This window comes from Leifsonia sp. TF02-11 (assembly GCF_017565305.1).
Classification (GTDB): domain Bacteria; phylum Actinomycetota; class Actinomycetes; order Actinomycetales; family Microbacteriaceae; genus Leifsonia.
In genome coordinates, this window is the sequence record NZ_JAGEKP010000001.1 from 151,026 (window position 1) to 167,633 (window position 16,608).

Here is a 16,608-nt window from a genome sequence, read left to right on the forward strand (position 1 = left end):
TGAGCGAACGCGGGAATCCCTGTCGGATTTCCCGCGACTTCTCACGTCTCGGTGGCGCGGTAGACGGAGCGGCCGGCGGCCCAGGTCTCGGCGACGCGGGCGGTGTCGAGGCCGTCGCCGCTCGAGATGTCGCGGTCGAGGAGGACCAGGTCGGCGGCGAGCCCTGCCTCCAGCCGACCGGTCGTGCTCTCCAACCGCCCGACCCACGCGGCCGTGCCCGTGTACGCGTCGAGCACGGTGGCGAACGGCAGCGCCTCGGTGGCCAGCAGCGGGTCGGTGAGCGCGCGTCCGGTCGCGTGCGGATCGGTGGAGGGTGCGAGCCGGGTGGTGCCGGTGTGCATCGCCCAGAGCGGGTTCGGGTCGGAGACCGGCCAGTCGCTACCGGCGACGATACGGGCGCCGTTGGCGCGGAGCGTCTCGAACGGGAAGTGCCGCTTCGCCCGGTCGTCGCCCATCATCGGCAGCTTGCGCTCGACGATCTCGATGTCGGTGCGCGCCCAGAGCAGTTGCGCGTTCACGGTGACGTCGAGCGCCGCGAACCGGTCGAGGTCGGCGGTGTCGACCACGTCGAGGTGCGCGAGCTGGTGGCGTCCTCCCGTCGAGCCGTTGCGGGCGCGAGCGCGGGCCACCGCGTCGAGGCACTCCCGCACGGCCCGGTCGCCGACGGCGTGCAGGTGCACGTCGAAACCGCGGGCGTCGAGCTCGGCGACGATCGTCGCGAGCTCGTCCGGTGGGAGGAACGAGTCGCCGCGCACGCCGGGGGCGTCGGTGTAGTCGTCGAGGAGGGCGGCGGTGTGGTTCTCGATCATGCCGTCCTGCATGATCTTGACCACGTGGGCCGAGATCCGCTCGGCGCGGGCGACACGCGTCCGCCTGGCTTCGAGCTCGGCGATCTGCTCGAGTCCGCGATCACGGTCCCACCACTGGCACAGCACCACCCGCGCGGTGAGAGCGCCCCGGGCCTCCAGGCTCAGGTAGGCGTCGAACGCGTCGGGGCCGAGCTCGCTCGTTCCGACGGCGGCGTCGTGCCAGGTCGTGACGCCCACCGAGTGCAGGCGGCGCTGCGCGGCGAGGATGGCATCCTCCAAGAATCCGGGCACGGGCTCCGGGAGGATCGGTTCCAGAGCCTGCATCGCCGTGTCGAGGAGCACCCCGGTGAGCCCGCCCCGCTCGTCGCGCACGAAATGCCCGCCCAGCGGATCGGCGACCTCGGCTCCGATGCCGGCGGCCTCCAGCGCCCGCGTGTTCACCCAGACGCCGTGGCCGTCGTGGCTGGTGAGGACCGCCGGCCGGTCGGGAACGACGGCGTCGAGGAGGGCGCGCGTCGGAAGGCCGCCGGGGAAGACGTCGCCGTACCAGCCGACCCCGACGACGGTGCCGAGCTCGGGATGCGCGTCGGCGTGATCGGCGATGATCCTCAGGTACGCGTCGGCGTCATGGACCGGCATGAGGTCGATGCCGAGCAGCGAGCTCCCGGCCATCGGCGGGTGCACGTGCGTGTCGTGGAAGCCGGGGAGCAGCGAGGCGCCGGCGGCGTCGCGCACCTCGGCGCCGGGCTCCCGCAGGGCGGCGACATCGGCGTCGGGACCGACCGCCGCGATGACGCCGTCGCGGACGAGCACGCCGCCGTCCTGCCAGCGCCCGTCGCCGAGGGCGAGGCGGGCGTTCGTGATGTGCAGACTCGTCATCGGCGTCCCTTCGCGTATCCGCCCAGTCTCGGGTGGTGGAACGGAATCACGCAAATAGCTTCGACTGGACTACCTCATCAGCACGTTTGATGCAGCTCACGGCCGCGACGGAGCAGGGTTCAGCGACTCCGCCACCACCTGCGCCGCGATGTCGCCGACCGCGCGCGCCCGCGCCGTCGCCCGCACCGAGCGCATCGCGGCGAGAACGACCGGTAGCGCCGGCACGCTGTCGGCGATCGGGAGGGCCGCCACCCGCTCGCCGTCGTAGCTGAGGTCGTGCTGCGGGCGCTGGTTGAGGATCGAGAAGCCGTGGCCGTGCGCGACGAAGGCGCGGACCGTCTCATAGTTCAGCGACCGGTGCCGGATCTCCGGCTGCAGGCCGGCGCCGGCGAGGATGCCGAGGAAGTACTCGCGGCTGTGCGGCAGATCGAGCAGGATCATCGGCTCGCGCGAGAGCTCGCGCAGGAACACCTGCTGCGACGCCGCCAGCGGATGGTCGGCCGGCACGATGACGTGCGGGGGAGCGTCCGACAGCACCGCTGTGCGGATGTCGTTGCCGAAGCCGAAGTCGTAGCCGATCAGGAGCTCGACGCGACCGCTGCGCAGCGCCGCCCTGGCGCCGTCGGTGTCGAGCTCGTCGACCTCGATGTCGAGGTAGGGGTGCTCCGCGCGCACGCGGCTGACGATCGCGGGGAGGACGAAGGGCGCGAGCGTGACGAAGCAGCCGATCCGGATGGTGCCGCGCACCTGGTTGTCGATGCCGCGCGCGGTGTCCAGCGCCTCCTCCAGGTTGAGCAGGAGCGCTCGGGCGTCGCCGAGGAACTGCCGCCCGGCCGGGGTCAACGTCAGACCGCGGGAGCGCTGCCGGATGAAGAGCTGCGCACCGACCTGCTGCTCCAGCTGCGCGATGGCCGACGAGACGGCGGACTGCGCGACGAACAGCTCCTCTGCGGCACGGGTCATCGAGAGGTGTGTCGCCGCCTCGATGAAGTAACGCAACTGCGCGAGCGTGACATCCGGTTTCTTGCTCATCGGCGACCTCCGGTTACGGTGGTGTTTCGGCTCTGTTTCCTCCGGCGCGGTATCTCCCGAAGTGATGCAGTGCTTCAGGCAACCTTAGTTGATTGATGCGGAAAAGCAGCAGATGCTTCTATGCCAAGCGACAACGAGGAGCACACCCATGAGCACTGAGGCCCGCAGCGACGCCCTCGGCGTCGAGACCCGCACCATCGACTACATCCCCGAGAACGAGCGTCACGGCAAAGCCCGCAACCTGTTCACCATCTGGTTCGGCGGCAACATCATGATGCTGTCCATCGCGACGGGCCTGCTGGCCACCGCCGTCTACGGCCTGCCGATCTGGGCGGCGATCGTCGCGCTGGTCGTCGGCAACCTGATCGGCGGTGTCGTGATGGCCCTGCACGCGGCGCAGGGCCCGCAGATGGGCGTGCCGCAGATGCTGCAGACGCGGGCGCAGTTCGGGTCGTACGGCAGCCTCCTGGTCGTCATCATCGTGGTCGGGATGTACGTGGCGTTCTTCGCCTCCAACGTGATCCTCGGCGGCCAGGCGCTCGACTCGCTGACGCACCTCGGCGCCTTCTGGTCGACGGTGGTCGTCGGACTCATCAGCGTCTTCGGCGCCGTGTTCGGCTACCGCCTCCTGCACGTCTTCGGCACGGTGATGAGCGTCGTCGCCGGCCTGACCATCGCGCTCGTCTTCATCTACATCTTCGCCGCCGGCACGCTTCCGGCGAGCGCCCTCGGCTACGGCTCGGTGACCGCCACCGGCATCATGGGCACGATCTCGGTCGCGGCGCTCTGGCAGATCGCCTACGCACCCTACGTGTCGGACTACACGCGCTACATGCCGAAGGACACCGGGGTGCGTGCGGCGTTCTGGGCGACGTTCGCCGGCTGCGTCCTGGGGTCGGTCATCCCGATGGTGCTCGGCTCGGTCGTCGGAGCCGCCTTTCCGAAAGACGACGTCGCGACGGGCCTGAGCGCTCTCATCCCCGGGATCGCCGGGCTGGCCATGCTCGTCTTCGGCGTCGGCATCAGCGTCAGCAACGGGATGAACCTCTACTGCGGCAGCCTCGCGATCATCACGATCGGGCAGACGCTGTTCCCGAAGTGGATCCCGCGGGCCGTCACCCGCGGCGCCATCGCGGTCATCCTGTTCGTCGTCGCGCTCGTGCTCGGGTTCGCGTTCTCGGCCAACTTCCTGGTGAACCTGTCGAACCTGATGATCCTGCTGCTGTGCGTGCTCATCCCGTGGACCGCCGTCAACCTGGTCGACTACTACGCCGTCAAGCACGGCAAGTACGACATCGCCTCACTGTTCCGGCAGGACGGCGGCATCTACGGCCGGGTCAACCGCAACGCGGTGATCTGCTACGTGCTCGGCATCCTCGTGCAGCTGCCGTTCCTCAGCACCGCCTTCTACACCGGCCCGATCGCGACGGCCCTCGGCGGTGTCGACATCTCGTGGATCGTCGGTCTCGCCGTGATCTGCCCGCTCTACTACGCGCTCATGAAGTGGGCGCCGTCGAAGCCGCCGGTGCTCGCCGCCGCCGACGCGGCCGCCACCCCGCTCGCCCCGACCATCGGAACCGCAGGAGCAGAATGACCGCCAGCACCGCCAGCACCACCGCCGCCGCCGCCGAGTACGACTACGTCGTGGTCGGCGGCGGCACCGCGGGCGGCATCGTCGCCGCGCGCCTCTCCGAGGATCCGTCCGTCACCGTCGGCCTCCTGGAGTGGGGGCCGAGCGACCGCGACGAGGGCAGGGCCCGGTCGATCCGGCGCTGGGAGGAGATGATCGAGAGCGAGTACGACCTCGACTATCGCAGCGTGCCGCAGGAGCGGGGCAACTCGACCATCCGGCAGTCGCGCATGCGGATCCTCGGCGGCTGCTCGACGGCGAACACCATGATCGCCTGGCGGCCGCCCGCCTCCGACCTCGACGAATGGGTCGCGGCCGGGGCCACCGGGTGGGATGCCGCGAGCTTCCAGCCCTACTACGACCGGTTGCGCATCCCCATCCACCCCGTGGGCCGACCGGATCGGAACCCGTTCGTCGCCGATGTCGTCGCGTCCGCCGTCGCTGCCCTCGACCTCCCCCGGCAGGAGCGCTGGAACGACGGTCGCACCGATACGCTCGCGCGCGGCGCCGGCTTCTTCGAGGTCGGCTACGACCCGCAGACCAACGTGCGCGGGTCGAGCTCGATCCACTACCTCCACGACGTCATGGACGACCGGGCATCGCTGGACGTGATCACCGGCGCCCGCGCCGAGCGGGTGGTCGTCGAAGGCGGCCGTGCGGTCGCCGTGGTCTACCGCTCGGCGGACGGCGAGCTGCACACCGTGCGTGCCCGTCGCGAGATCGTCCTCGCCTGCGGGGCGATCGACACACCGCGGCTGCTGCTGCTCTCGGGAATCGGCCCGGCCTCTGTGCTGGAGGCGGCCGGAGTGGCGGTCGTGCTGGACTTGCCGGGCGTGGGGGAGAACCTCCAGGACCACGCCGAAGGACTCGTGGTGTGGGAGGCTTTGTCGGCCCCGCCCGCGATCTCGGCCTCCGGCTGGGATGCCGGCGCGATGGTCGGCGTCGACGGCGACCCGACCAAGGCGGACGTGCTGATGCACTTCCCGGTCGAGCCGGTCGTCGACCACCCGCGGGCACGCGGGGTGTCGTTCCCGTCGACGATCGTCGCGATCGCGCCGAACGTGGCGAAGCCGCACAGCCGCGGCCGGGTCACCATCGCCTCCGCCGACCCGGACGAGCCGCCGGTGATCGACTACCGCTACTTCACCGACGCCGCGGGCCACGACGAGCGGATGCTCGTCGCCGGCGTGCGCCTGGCCCGGCGGATCGCCGAGGCCGAGCCGATGCGCAGCCACCTGGTGCGCGAGGTCTTCCCCGGACCCGACGTGCAGACCGACGAGGAGCTCTCGGCGGTGCAGCGCGACATCCACCAGACCGTCTACCACGTGAGCGGCACCTGCCGGATCGGCGCCGCCGACGACGCGCTCGCGGTGGTGGACCCGTCGCTCCGGGTGCGGGGGATCGACGGGCTGCGGATCGCGGACGCGTCGGTGTTCCCGACGCTGACCTCGGTGAACCCGGTCATCACGGTGATGATGGTGGCGGAGCGGGCGGCGGAGTTGATCGCGGCGCGGGAAATGCAAGTGTAGGAACCGGGTTGGTGGCGCCCCTTCTCGATCTGTGAAATGCTGCATTTCTGTGCAACCGAGTGTTGCGCAGGAAGCGGAAGAACATCACAGTTCGGGGACACTCTGAAGTTGAAGAAGACTCGTGCACGCGCCATTCTGAGCGCGGCAGCGCTGCTCACCGTTGCGGGAGGGGTGGTGGCGACGTCGGTTCCGGCGAGCGCGGCACTCACACACACGCAACGCGTCGGAGTGCTCTATACCAGCAAGATCTATCACTACGCCGATTCGTTCGGGCAGATCCGGCACTACGTGGTTGCGCAGGGCAGGACCATCCACGCAAACTGGGCCCGTCCGAGTGTTTGGTCGGATCAGGGTCTGAGCTACGCCGGAATCACGTCCTACGGCGTCAACGGAACCCCGTAAGGGCCACTCGTTGGCTTACACGTCACTCGTCCGCGCGGCAGTGGTGGCATTTGCCGTCACTGCCGCGTTGTCGGGTTGTTCGGAGACCTCCTCGTCGCCAGACGGAGTGGGTCCGTCGGCCGGGGTCTACACCGGCCCTGTGCCAGCGTTTTCGGGACCGTGGGCGTCAGAGTTCGCAGCGGCGTTTCGTTCTACCAAAAGTGAAGTAGTCCACGCGATTCTTGAGAAGGGATCAATCACTGACCAGGATTACGCCGAGGTGAGCAGCGCCTATGTCAGGTGCATGGCGAACAAGGGTTTCACGGCGACAATTACCGGGCCAGCGGGTGAGGGAACCGTGGACGCAGGCGAGGAGAGCTTTGAAGCCGAAGCTGAGTGCAATGCCGACCTCTCTGTCATTGCAATGCTGAGAGGAGCCATCCTCCGCAACCCGGACCATCGCGACGAGGAAGAGATCGTCGCAGCCTGTCTCGTAGCCAAGAAAGTGGCGCCGCCCGGCTACGCCAAGCGGGATTACGAAGCGGATCTCCAGTCCCAGAAATTCCCATATAGCATCGATGACCCGGGCTTCTCGGCGTGCGTCAACGACCCGCTCGGTCTGGCGTCCGGACGGTGAGGCGCTTCCTCCAGCGCCCGTCGTTGCCCGCTGTTGTGGTCGGCGTCGTTGTATCCCTCGGAGTAGGTCTACTCGTAGGAGTCTTGGCTGTGCGGCCTACCGCACCCGCGGCCATCGCGCCGAGCGCCTCGCTCGCCGTGGCTCCGGTTAAGGAAGTGCAAACCCTCGACGAACAGCCCGCGACACTCGCGGTCACGGCTTCGCCGGCGAAGGGCCTCACATCTTCGATGGCGGGAACAGTGACGAGCACATTGTGCATAGCCGGTGGCTCAGCCACTTCGGGTAACGCCGCGTTGTCCATCAACGACGAAATGATTGTCTACCTCGCCACGTCGCGGCCGTTGTGGCGCGACCTCGCCGTCGGTGACGTGGGCGCGGACGTCCGTTCCCTTCAGGAGGAGTTGGTGACACTGGGTCACGCGATCCGGCCCGACGGGCGATTCGGAACGGCGACGCTCAGAGCAGTCGTCGAGGTGGCCGAGAAGGCCGGAGCGAGCGACGCGGCCACATGGTCGGTGCTACCCCACGATCGCGTGATCTGGCTTCCTGCACGGGCTGTTCAAACGGTGACCTGCGATCGTCGGCTAGGCGACAGGGTGAGCGAAGGCGACGCGGTTGCGACGCTTCCCAGCGGAGTGGCCGCCGCCAAGGTCTCACCGCTGCCGGCGAATGCTCTATCGGGCGACAGGGTGGTGGTCGTCGGCGACCTGACACTTCCCGTCGACGCGTCCGGATCAATCGCGGCCGCCGAAAGTCTCGTCCGGCTGGCGCAATCCACTGAATATCGGGAACATGCCGATCGCGCGAGCACCGATGAGTCCGGTGCCGCTCCCTTCACCGGTGGTTCGGCGGGGGCAGAGCTATCGATCACGTATCGGCTCGCCACGCCTGTCAGCGTCATCTCGGTTCCCGCCGCGTCCGTGTACGACACGCACGGAGCCGCGGCGTGCGTGGCTGTGAGGGGCCGCGGTATCGCGATGACGATAGTAGGTTCGCAGCTGGGGCAAACCTTCGTCGTTCCTGAGCAGGACGTACGGGTCCGCGAAGTCGACCTCGACACGAGAGACGCGTCGGCATGCCGAAAGTAGGCTCCGGCCACGATCGGCGTGTCGTAGCGACGGAGCTCTCGCACCGATTCGGGGAGGCGCCCATCCTCTTCGGCGGGCTGAGCTTCACCCTCGTGCCGAATGAGGTCTATGCCCTGACCGGTCCGTCAGGGTCGGGGAAGAGCACGCTCCTCAGTGTGCTCGCCGGATGGCTCGAGCCGGCCTCGGGCAGCCTGTCGCGGGTGAACATCGGCAAGATCTCCTGGATTTTCCAGAACCCGCACGGGGTCGCCGCTCGAACGGCCGAGGATCATGTCGCCCTCCCGCTCTTGGCGCAGGGACGAGCGCACGAAGACGCCCGCGCGGAGGCTCGGGTCCGATTGGCGCACGTCGGACTGTCGCAGGTCGCCGGATCGCCCTTCCGAGAGTTGTCGGGAGGCGAAGCGCAGAGGCTGATGCTTGCTCGAGGGTTGGCCTCTGAACCCGATCTCCTCTTGGTAGATGAGCCGACGGCGCAGCTCGACCCCCGTACCGCCGCCGCGGTCAACGAAGCGATCGCATCGGTCGCAGGACAGGGATGCATCGTGGTCGTTGCCACCCACGATCCACGAACGCGAGCCGCGTGCACCGGTGTCATCGATCTGGCCGGCCAATGAGGCTTCGTTCGCTCGTCCGCGAAGCCGCGCTGAACGTCGCCAGCGGGACGACGCGGGCGGCAGTCTTCTGCCTTGCCCTCGCGTGCGTCGTCGTCGCGTGTGCAGGAGCAGACGTCGCACAAGTCGCGGACATCGGGCACCGCGCTGCAGAGTTTCGCGACCGGGGCGGTTCGACGCTCGTGTATCGGATGAAGAACGGAATCGACGCATCGGTCTGCGATCGGCTCATGGCGATCCCGGGAGTATCCGCGGCCGGAGCAGTGCGACAACGGAGCAGTGGAGAGGTTGCGGCGGCATTGCCGGACCAGGTCATTCCGACCTTCGATGTCTCCGCCGGATTCGGAGGCTTCAGAGCACTCGGTGGGGTATCAGCGGCGAACGGTGTCTTCATCGCAGAAGACCTGGCATCCACGCTGGGCGTCGTGCCTGGCCGGTCGCTCGCGCTGGCCGCGGGCGATTCCCGTATCGGAGCTGTGTTCCGCTATCCCGCCGATGGGCGACTCTCCGGCTACGGCTATTCGATTCTGAGTCCCACCGACGCTTCTCAACCATACGACGAGTGCTGGATCGAGGCATGGCCGGCGACGGATGCACTCCTCTCCGTCGTCCCGACAGTTCTGATGCCCGGTGCTGCCTCGAACGTTGCTCCAGGCCAAGGGCCCCAGCTCAAACAGCTGAACGCATCTCTCGGCACCCGATTCGACGGCGCTCACACCTTCGAGAGTAGGATCACGCGATTTGCGCCAGAGGTGGTCGTCTTCATCGGCATCATCCTGGGGTACCTCTCCGTCACTCGTCGGAGGCTGGAACTGGCAGCAAGCCGCCACGCTGGAGTAAGTGCCGCCGGCCAGGCATTCCAGCTGATGGTCGAATCGCTCGTATGGTCTGCTACCGCGTCGATCGTCGCGCTGCCGCTGCTCGGGACGTTCGTGGTGGTGCAGCAGGCGGGAGATCCGTCGTCGTTGTTGAGCGTCGCGGTGTGGCCCGTGGCGGCCTCGATGCCGGCTGTCCTCATTGGAACGATCAGCGGGGTTCTCTCTGTACGAGAACGGCACCTGTTCGTCTACTTCAAGTCTCGATGAGCGCGACGGGGGCGCCTCAGTCGCGCACCGGCTCGAGCAGCAGCTCCGGGCCCGGGGCGACCCGGCGGTCGCGCGCCCGCTGCCAGAAGTAGCCGGCCAGCGCCAGCACTGTGATGACGATCAGCGTCCCCACGGTGAAGCCCTCGAAGGTCGGCCGGTCGACGCCCCAGGTGTCGACGAAGTCGTATGTGAGGCCGAACAGCGACTCGAGCGTTCCGGGGAAGACCGCCACCCAGGAGCCGAGGAGCACCCAGGCGTAGATGACCACGACCGCGGTCCACAGGCCGGCGCGGCCTCCGGGGACGCGGAACGGGCGCTCGATGTCCGGGTACTTCCGGCGGAGCCGGATGATCGACGGGAAGATCACCAGGTACGACAGCAGCAGCGTCGAGATGGCGACGGTCAGCACCACGGTGAAGACGGCGGCGGTGCTGCCCTTCAGCAGCAGGGTCGCGGCGATGCAGAAGACGGTGGCGACGATCCCGGAGAGCATGTTCATCCGCACCGGGGTGCCGAACCGCTTCGAGAAGACGCCGAAGTAGCGGAAGAACGCGCCGTCGGCGCCCGCCGCCGCCTGCACGCGGTCGGACGCGATCATCCAGGCGCTCGCCTGCGTCAGCACCACGAACACGAACAGCAGCGCCGCGACGAACATGACGGGGCCGGTGGCGATCCCGTAGACCGAGAACACCTCCTTGAAGGCGTCGAGGAGGCCGCTCGCGCCCTGCACCTTGTCGGCCGGGAGCACCGCCAGGATGGCGAAGATGGGGACGAGGTAGCAGAGGATCGAGATGATTCCGGAGGAGGCGATCGCCTTCGGGACGTCCTTCTGCGGGTTGCGCATCTCTTCGGCCGCGCCGTTGGGCGCCTCGAAGCCGACGACGGCGAACAGGATGACCGGCGTCACCGCGAGGAAGCCGCTGAGCGTGGGGGAGAAGGCGCCGGCCGCGTAGCCGTGCACGCCGTTCTTCATGGCGTAGACGACCACGGTGACGACGAAGACCAGCAGCAGCGCGATCTTGACGACCGCTCCCGCGGCGACGATGTGCTTGCCGTAGCGGAGGCCGATGATCGCCGTTCCGATGGCCAGCCAGATGAACACCAGCTTGAAGACGATGTCACCCGCGCTGCCCTCCGGAAGCGGTGCGATGTACGCGCCCCAGGTCGCCGCGGAGATGAACACCAGCGAGCCGCCCATCCAGAGCGGATTGGTGATCCAGTAGAAGAGCGTCGCGATCGCACCGGTCAGCTTGCCGAACGCGAGCCGCACCCAGACGAAAGGCCCGCCTTCGTCGTGGAAGGTGCTGCCCAGCTCGGAGATCACCAGTGCATACGGGAAGAGGAAGGTGACGCCGATGATGGCGGTCCAGGTGAACGCCTCGGCGCCGCCTCCCGCGGCGATCTGCGCGACCGTGTCGATGGAGATGACGGCGCTGATCGACAGGAAGACGATGTCGAGCCGGCCCAGCGTCTTGTGGAAGCGCTGGGCCCGGATGCTCGACGTCGTGAGCTTCGCGTCGTTCCGGGTGGATGAACTCATCGGGGACTCCTTCGTCCTGACATTCTCGTGGGGTGGGGTGACTGACGGAGCAGGGCGAACGCGCGGCCGAGGTCCAGGACGCGCTCAGCGCCGCCGGGCCGGGCTAGGCGTGCTGGAACCACGTGGTCTTCAGGCCGACGTAGTTGTCGATGGCGTGCCGGGAGAGGTCGCGGCCGAAGCCGGACTGCTTGAACCCGCCGAACGGGGTGGTGGAGCCGAGCGCGTCCACGGTGTTCACGGAGACCGTTCCGGCGACCAGGCGCTCGGAGACGCGGTGCGCGCGGGACAGACTGGAGGTCCAGACCGATGCGGCGAGACCGTAGTCCGTGGCGTTCGCCGCGCCCACGGCGTCGTCCTCGTGGTCGAACGCCTGGACCACGACGAGCGGGCCGAAGATCTCGTCGCGGTGCAGCGGGTGCGACAGCGGGAGGCCCACCACGATCGCCGGGTCGATGAACGCCGACGAGCCGTCGCGCTCGATGCGCTCGCCGCCGATCAGCTCGCCGTCGCGCGCCGCCGCGGCGATCGCCTCCGCGACGCCGTCGGCGTGCGATTCGGAGACGAGTGCGCCGTTGCCGCTGGCCGGGTCGAGCGGGTCGCCCGACCGGTAGGCCTGTGCCGCGGTCGCGAGGAGGCCGACGAACTCGTCGTAGACGGGTCGCTCGACGAAGATGCGCGAGTTGGCCGAGCACACCTCGCCCTGGTTGTAGAACGCGCCGAACGCGGCCTTATCGGCGGCCAGTGCGAGGTCATCCACGTCGGCGAAGATCAGGTTGGAGCTCTTGCCGCCGGCCTCGAGGCTGAGCCGCTTCAGGTTCGATTCGCCCGCGTAGGTCAGCAGCTTCTTGGCGACGGCGGTCGACCCGGTGAAGGTGAGCGCGTCGACGTCGAGGTGGAGGCCGAGTGCACGACAGATGACCGAGCCCGGCCCGGGGACGACGTTGAGGACACCGGAGGGGAGGCCGGCCTCCAGGGCCAGCTCGCCGAGCCGGAGGGCGGTGAGGCTGGTGGTCTCTGCCGGCTTCAGCACGACGCTGTTGCCGGCGACGAGCGCGGGCGCGAGCTTCCAGGCCGCGATGTCGAGGGGGTAGTTCCACGGCACGATCGCGGCGACGACACCGAGGGCGACACGGCTGACGATGGCGGTGGATCCCGGGGGAGTGGCCGGGACCTCGTCGGTCAGCTTGTCGGCCAGCTCGCCGTACCAGCGGAACGTCGCCGCGGTGCCCGGCACGTCGACGGTGCGCGTCTGCGAGAGCGGCTTGCCCATGTCGAGCGACTCGAGCAGCGCGAGCTCCTCGGCGTCGCGCTCGATGAGGTCGGCGAGCCGGCGCAGCACCGCGCCGCGTTCGGCGGCGCCGAGGCCGCTCCACACCCGGCTCTCGTAGGCGGAGCGGGCGGCCGCGACGGCGCGGTCGACGTCGGCGGGGCCGCCTCTGGCGACCTCCGCGAGCGGCGCTCCGGTCGCGGGGTTGACCGTGATGAAGGTCTCACCCGACACCGCGTCCACCCGGTCGCCTTCGATGAGTGCCCTGCCGTCGAGGCGGACGGTTGTGTCGATCGTCATGCCGGAAGGGTACGCACGATGGGTGCATCGAAACGAGCGGCGAAAAGCGTTGAACTGCATCGATCGAATTGATCAACGGCTGCAGCGACTATTCACGCGCGGACCATCACTTCCACTGATTCGATTCGTCGATTCTCATTGTTTTACAGATTCCATCGCTGCTGCTGACAATGACGGGACCGACCGCGGGGCAACACGGACCGCTCACGGTCAGCTCACGGTTCAGCGAAGGAGAGCAGCATGTCGAGCCAGGAAATCGAGGTCCTCGTCGTCGGCGGAGGCCAGGCCGGTGTGGCGATGAGCGATCATCTGACCGACCGCGGCATCCCGCACCTCGTACTGGAGAAGGGCCGCATCGCCGAGCGCTGGCGCTCCGGGCGGTGGGACTCCCTGGTCGCCAACGGCCCCGCCTGGCACGACCGCTTCCCGAAGCTGGAGTTCGAGACGGTCGGCGCCGACGACTTCGCGCCCAAGGACGACGTGGCCGACTACTTCGTCGCGTACACGAAACTCATCGACGCGCCCATCCGCACCGGCGTAGAAGTCACCCGCGTCGTGCGCAACAGCGATCGCCCCGGCTTCACCGTCGAGACCTCGGATGGCGAGTTCCAGGCGCGCTACGTCGTGGCCGCGACCGGTCCGTTCCAGGTGCCGGTCGTCCCCGCGGTCGTCCCCGACGGAGCCGGCTTCACGCAGCTGCACTCGAGCGACTACCGCAACCCGGCGCAGCTGCCCGACGGCGGAGTGCTCGTCGTCGGCGCCGGGTCGTCCGGCGTCCAGATCGCCGACGAGCTGCGCCGGTCGGGCCGTGAGGTCTGGCTGTCCGTCGGGCCGCACGACCGGCCCCCGCGCCGCTACCGTGGCCGCGACTTCGTCTGGTGGCTGGGAGTGCTCGGCAAGTGGGATCTCTCCGCACCTCCGCAGGGCGCAGAGCACGTCACCATTGCGGTGAGCGGGGCCGATGGCGGTCACACCGTCGACTTCCGCGAGCTCGCCGCGACCGGGATCACGCTGGTCGGCCGCACGAACGCCTTCGTCGACGGCCGGATGCGGTTCGCAGCCGATCTCGCCCGCAACGTCGCCGCCGGCGACGCCAACCTGTTCGCGCTGCTCGACGAAGCCGACGCCTATGTCGCCCGCAACGGCCTCGACTTGCCGGAGGAGCCGGAGGCACGCGTGCTCGGCGCCGACCCCGAGTGCCTCACCGACCCCGTGCTCGAGCTCGATCTGGCCGCGGCCGGGATCACCACGATCGTCTGGGCGACCGGCTTCCGCACCGACTACAGCTGGCTGCAGGTCGACGCGTTCGACGAGAGCGGACGGCCCGCCCACCAGCGCGGCGTCTCCGCCGAGGCCGGCGTCTACTTCCTGGGCCTGCCGTGGCAGTCGCGCCGCGGGTCCAGCTTCATCTGGGGGGTCTGGCACGACGCCCGCCACATCGCCGACCAGATCCAGATCCAGCGGGGTTACCTCGCCTACGACCAGCAGGCCGCGCTCGCGGCGGAAGGAGCAGTTCTCTGATGCCGACCCACACCCGGATCCGCCCGTTCAACACCAAGGACACCTACCCGGAGCAGAACCTCGACAACGACCTCTGCCAGGCGGTGGTCGCGAACGGAGTCGTCTATCTGCGCGGCCAGATCGGCCAGGACCTGGAGACCCGCGAATCCGTCGGCATCGGCGACGTGGAGGCTCAGGCCGAGAAGGCGATGGCGAACATCGCCATGCTGCTGGAGGAGGCCGGATCGAGCCTCGACGACATCGTCAAGGTGGTCATCTACATCGTCGACCCGCGCTACCGGGAGGCCGTCTACCGGGTCGTCGGCCGCTGGCTGAAGGGGGTCTTCCCGGTCTCCACGGGCATCGTGGTCTCCGCGCTCGCGCGGCCGGAGTGGCTGGTGGAGATCGACGCGACCGCGGTCGTCTCCGATTCCGGCGAGGTCGTCCGGTGACGTTCTCCATCCTCGCCGTCGACGACACCGGAGCCATCGGCTCGGCCATCTGCTCCTCGTCGCCGGCCGTCGCCGCGCGCTGCGTCAACCTCGCCGACGGCATCGGCGGTGCGCACTCGCAGAACATCACCGACCCGCGGCTCGGGCCGCAGCTCATCAACGGGCTGCGCGACGGGCGACCGGTAGAGGAGGTACTGGCGTGGGTCGTCGACTCGACGCCCGACATCGACTACCGGCAGCTGCTGGTGATCGACCGCGACGGCCGCTCCGCCGTCCACTCGGGCTCGCACGTGCTCGGCCACCACGGCCAGGCGCAGTCCCCGCACGCGGTCGCCGCGGGCAACATGCTCGCCAGGGCCGACCTCCCGCAGCTCATGGTGGACGCCTTCGAGGCGGCGGCGGGTGACCTGGAGGTGCGGCTGCTGGCCGCGCTGAAGGCGGCGATCGCCGCCGGCGGCGAGGAGGGCCCCGTGCACTCGGCCGGCGTCGCTGTCGTCCGCGACGCCGGCTGGCGGGTCACCGACCTCCGCGTCGACTGGGCCGACGACCCCGTGGCACTGCTCGACGAGATCCTCGTCGAGACCTGGCTGCCGCAGCGCGACGCGTACGTCACACGCGGACTGATGCCGGCGGGAGCGCCGAGCTACGGGGTGCCCGGGGATGAGTGACGCCGTCGCGGTCTCCGCCGCCGCCGCGCTGAAGGAGCGCGCGCGCGACCTCGTCGACGCCGACCTCCCTGCGCTCGTCGCTCTGTCCGAAGCCCTGCACGCCGACCCGGAGACCGCGTGGGACGAGCACCGCTCCTCTGCCCGGCTCCGCGACGCGCTCTCCGCCCGCGGATTCGCGGTGACGCCCGGCTACCTCGGGCTGGAGACCGCGTTCCTGGCGACCGCCGGCTCCGGCCCGGTGCGCATCGGCGTCTGCGCCGAGTACGACGCGCTGCCGGGGCTCGGCCACGCCTGCGGGCACAACCTCATCGCTGCGATCGCCGTCGGGGTGGCCTCTTCGCTGGCGCCGCTGGCCGACGAGCTCGGCATCACCGTGGAGGTCTACGGCACTCCGGCCGAGGAGGGCGGCGGCGGCAAGATCGAGCTGCTCGACCGCGGCGCGTTCGCCGGGCTCGACCTGGCCGTCATGGCGCATCCCGGGCCGGTAGATGTGGCCGAGGCGCGGCCGTTCGCCGTCGCCCACTCGCACGTGCGCTACGACGGCAAGGCCGCCCACGCCGGCGCGTATCCCGAGGAGGGCGTGAACGCCAACGACGCGTTCGTCGTCGCCCAGGTGGCGATCGGACTGCTGCGCCAGCAGCTTCCGCATTCGGCGCGGGTGCACGGCATCCAGACCGTCGGCGGCCAGGCGCCCAATGCCATCCCCGACCGCACGGAGGGGCGCTGGTACGTGCGGGCGGAGACGCTTGCCGAGCTGGAGAGCGTCGAGGCCAGGGTGAACCGCTGCTTCGAGGCGGGCGCGCTGGCCTCTGGGACGACCCTCACGATCACGCCGGAGAGCAAGCCGTATTCGGAGTTCCGCAACGACGAGCGTGCGCTCGGGTTCTATCGCGCCAACGCGACAGCGCTCGGCCGGGTCTTCGACACCTCGGGCTCCGGGAAGATGAATCGCGCCTCGACCGACATGGGCAACGTGTCGCAGGTCGTGCCGGCCATCCACCCGTACATCGGCGTGAACAGCCTGCCGGCCACCAACCACCAGCCGGAGTTCGCGGCGGCCTGCGTAGGCCCCGACGCGGAGCGCGCCCTGCGCGATGCGGCGGTCGCGCTCGCGCAGACCGTCATCGACGTCGCGCGGGCCACTTCCTGACCCCAGCCATCGCTTCCTCACTTCCTCCCGCGACACGCCGGCTTCCGGCG

15 protein-coding genes are annotated in these 16,608 nt (G+C 69.3%); 11 read left to right on the top strand and 4 right to left on the bottom strand.

Features of this window, described 5'->3' with window-relative positions; all coding sequences use genetic code 11:
* Positions 1 to 41: 41 nt before the first annotated feature.
* Together JNB50_RS00735 and JNB50_RS00740 are read right to left on the bottom strand one after the other, a co-directional pair.
* A complete protein-coding gene (locus tag JNB50_RS00735; protein WP_208038198.1) occupies positions 42 to 1,688 on the bottom strand; it encodes an amidohydrolase in 1,647 nt (548 codons plus the stop codon).
* A 96-nt stretch (positions 1,689 to 1,784) separates the two neighbouring features.
* Positions 1,785 to 2,720, bottom strand: coding sequence for a LysR family transcriptional regulator (locus tag JNB50_RS00740; protein WP_208038199.1), 936 nt, complete (start codon positions 2,718 to 2,720; stop codon positions 1,785 to 1,787).
* 148 nt (positions 2,721 to 2,868) lie between these two features.
* Between JNB50_RS00740 and JNB50_RS00745 the strand changes: the two genes are divergently transcribed.
* The 7 genes from JNB50_RS00745 (at position 2,869) to JNB50_RS00775 (ending at position 9,681) form a co-directional block, all read left to right on the top strand.
* Positions 2,869 to 4,314 carry a cytosine permease gene (locus JNB50_RS00745; protein WP_208038200.1) on the top strand — a complete coding sequence of 482 codons (1,446 nt, stop codon included), beginning with the start codon at positions 2,869 to 2,871 and terminating at the stop codon, positions 4,312 to 4,314.
* Entirely contained in the window at positions 4,311 to 5,879 is a 1,569-nt protein-coding gene (locus JNB50_RS00750) for a GMC family oxidoreductase (RefSeq protein WP_208038201.1), read from the top strand. The genes JNB50_RS00745 and JNB50_RS00750 overlap by 4 nt, the downstream gene beginning before the upstream one ends.
* A 108-nt stretch (positions 5,880 to 5,987) precedes the next feature.
* Complete coding sequence (locus tag JNB50_RS00755; RefSeq protein WP_208038202.1) at positions 5,988 to 6,281, top strand: hypothetical protein; 294 nt, start codon at positions 5,988 to 5,990, stop codon at positions 6,279 to 6,281.
* Positions 6,282 to 6,540: 259 nt separating this feature from the next.
* Entirely contained in the window at positions 6,541 to 6,897 is a 357-nt protein-coding gene (locus JNB50_RS00760) for a hypothetical protein (RefSeq protein WP_208038203.1), read from the top strand.
* Between the two features lie 89 nt (positions 6,898 to 6,986).
* Positions 6,987 to 7,985 carry a peptidoglycan-binding protein gene (locus tag JNB50_RS00765; protein ID WP_208038204.1) on the top strand — a complete coding sequence of 333 codons (999 nt, stop codon included), beginning with the start codon at positions 6,987 to 6,989 and terminating at the stop codon, positions 7,983 to 7,985.
* A complete protein-coding gene (locus tag JNB50_RS00770) occupies positions 7,973 to 8,599 on the top strand; it encodes an ATP-binding cassette domain-containing protein (RefSeq protein ID WP_208038205.1) in 627 nt (208 codons plus the stop codon). The genes JNB50_RS00765 and JNB50_RS00770 overlap by 13 nt, the downstream gene beginning before the upstream one ends.
* Entirely contained in the window at positions 8,596 to 9,681 is a 1,086-nt protein-coding gene (locus JNB50_RS00775; RefSeq protein WP_208038206.1) for a hypothetical protein, read from the top strand. The genes JNB50_RS00770 and JNB50_RS00775 overlap by 4 nt, the downstream gene beginning before the upstream one ends.
* Positions 9,682 to 9,697: 16 nt before the next feature.
* Here the strand turns inward: JNB50_RS00775 and JNB50_RS00780 are convergent, their stop codons facing one another.
* On the bottom strand, positions 9,698 to 11,221 hold the full coding sequence (locus tag JNB50_RS00780; protein WP_208038207.1) for an APC family permease: 1,524 nt from the start codon (positions 11,219 to 11,221) through the stop codon (positions 9,698 to 9,700).
* 103 nt (positions 11,222 to 11,324) lie between these two features.
* Positions 11,325 to 12,788: an aldehyde dehydrogenase family protein gene (locus JNB50_RS00785; protein WP_208038208.1), complete on the bottom strand. Its 1,464-nt coding sequence runs from the start codon at positions 12,786 to 12,788 to the stop codon at positions 11,325 to 11,327.
* A 240-nt stretch (positions 12,789 to 13,028) separates the two neighbouring features.
* On the opposite strand from JNB50_RS00785, the gene JNB50_RS00790 reads away from it, so the two are divergent.
* The 4 genes from JNB50_RS00790 to JNB50_RS00805 are packed head-to-tail and all read left to right on the top strand — an operon-like array spanning position 13,029 to position 16,558.
* Positions 13,029 to 14,309 (top strand): NAD(P)/FAD-dependent oxidoreductase, encoded by a 1,281-nt coding sequence (locus tag JNB50_RS00790; protein WP_208038209.1) that lies wholly within the window; start codon positions 13,029 to 13,031, stop codon positions 14,307 to 14,309.
* Positions 14,309 to 14,740, top strand: a complete 432-nt coding sequence (locus JNB50_RS00795; protein WP_208038210.1) for a RidA family protein — start codon at positions 14,309 to 14,311, stop codon at positions 14,738 to 14,740. The genes JNB50_RS00790 and JNB50_RS00795 overlap by 1 nt, the downstream gene beginning before the upstream one ends.
* The gene (locus JNB50_RS00800) at positions 14,737 to 15,408 is read left to right on the top strand and encodes a DUF1028 domain-containing protein (protein WP_208038211.1); all 672 of its coding nucleotides are present in this window, start codon (positions 14,737 to 14,739) and stop codon (positions 15,406 to 15,408) included. Before JNB50_RS00795 ends, JNB50_RS00800 begins: the two co-directional genes overlap by 4 nt.
* The gene (locus JNB50_RS00805) at positions 15,401 to 16,558 is read left to right on the top strand and encodes a M20 family metallopeptidase (protein WP_208038212.1); all 1,158 of its coding nucleotides are present in this window, start codon (positions 15,401 to 15,403) and stop codon (positions 16,556 to 16,558) included. The genes JNB50_RS00800 and JNB50_RS00805 overlap by 8 nt, the downstream gene beginning before the upstream one ends.
* Positions 16,559 to 16,608: the final 50 nt, after the last annotated feature.